Raw genomic sequence first — 1,681 nt, 5'->3', positions numbered from 1 at the left:
AATTAAAAGTCTACGGACTGAAAAAATTAAGTCTTGATAAGTGACACTGAAGATTCATTTGAATATGTCAGAGACAGTTATTGAGCATCAAACTTTAAATTGAAGAGTTTGATCATGGCTCAGATTGAACGCTGGCGGCAGGCTTAACACATGCAAGTCGAACGGTAACATGAGTGCTTGCACTTGATGACGAGTGGCGGACGGGTGAGTAAGGTATGGGGATCTGCCGAATGGAGGGGGACAACAGTTGGAAACGACTGCTAATACCGCATAACGTTGAGAGACCAAAGCATGGGACCTTCGGGCCATGCGCCATTTGATGAACCCATATGGGATTAGCTAGTTGGTGGGGTAAGGGCTCACCAAGGCGACGATCTCTAGCTGGTCTGAGAGGATGACCAGCCACACTGGAACTGAGACACGGTCCAGACTCCTACGGGAGGCAGCAGTGGGGAATATTGCACAATGGGGGGAACCCTGATGCAGCCATGCCGCGTGTATGAAGAAGGCCTTCGGGTTGTAAAGTACTTTCGGTAGTGAGGAAGGTAGTGTATCTAATAGGTGCACTAATTGACGTTAATTACAGAAGAAGCACCGGCTAACTCCGTGCCAGCAGCCGCGGTAATACGGAGGGTGCGAGCGTTAATCGGAATGACTGGGCGTAAAGGGCATGTAGGCGGATAATTAAGTTAGGTGTGAAAGCCCTGGGCTCAACCTAGGAATTGCACTTAAAACTGGTTATCTGGAGTATTGTAGAGGAAGGTAGAATTCCACGTGTAGCGGTGAAATGCGTAGAGATGTGGAGGAATACCGGTGGCGAAGGCGGCCTTCTGGACAGATACTGACGCTGAGATGCGAAAGCGTGGGGAGCAAACAGGATTAGATACCCTGGTAGTCCACGCTGTAAACGATGTCGATTTGGAGTTTGTTGCCTAGAGTGATGGGCTCCGAAGCTAACGCGATAAATCGACCGCCTGGGGAGTACGGCCGCAAGGTTAAAACTCAAATGAATTGACGGGGGCCCGCACAAGCGGTGGAGCATGTGGTTTAATTCGATGCAACGCGAAGAACCTTACCTGGTCTTGACATCCACAGAATCTTGCAGAGATGCGAGAGTGCCTTCGGGAACTGTGAGACAGGTGCTGCATGGCTGTCGTCAGCTCGTGTTGTGAAATGTTGGGTTAAGTCCCGCAACGAGCGCAACCCTTATCCTTTGTTGCCAGCGATTCGGTCGGGAACTCAAAGGAGACTGCCGTTGATAAAGCGGAGGAAGGTGGGGACGACGTCAAGTCATCATGGCCCTTACGACCAGGGCTACACACGTGCTACAATGGCGTATACAAAGGGAGGCGACCTCGCGAGAGCAAGCGGACCTCAGAAAGTACGTCTAAGTCCGGATTGGAGTCTGCAACTCGACTCCATGAAGTCGGAATCGCTAGTAATCGTGAATCAGAATGTCACGGTGAATACGTTCCCGGGCCTTGTACACACCGCCCGTCACACCATGGGAGTGGGTTGCACCAGAAGTAGATAGCTTAACCTTCGGGAGGGCGTTTACCACGGTGTGGTCCATGACTGGGGTGAAGTCGTAACAAGGTAACCGTAGGGGAACCTGCGGTTGGATCACCTCCTTACGAAGCGCTCGTAAGTGTTCACACAGATTGTTTGTTTAGAAAGAGTC

The 1,681-nt window shown here is 51.0% G+C and carries 1 rRNA gene; it reads left to right on the top strand.

Annotation, left to right across the window (positions count from 1 at the left end):
* Positions 1-96 precede the first annotated feature (96 nt).
* Positions 97-1,634 (top strand): 16S ribosomal RNA (locus J3U57_RS05360).
* The last annotated feature ends 47 nt before the right edge of the window (positions 1,635-1,681 follow it).

Source organism: Gilliamella sp. B3464, from assembly GCF_026536145.1.
Lineage (GTDB): Bacteria > Pseudomonadota > Gammaproteobacteria > Enterobacterales > Orbaceae > Gilliamella.
The sequence above is the reverse complement of the archived record's forward strand: the minus strand, read 5'-3'. Positions and strand labels throughout refer to the sequence as shown.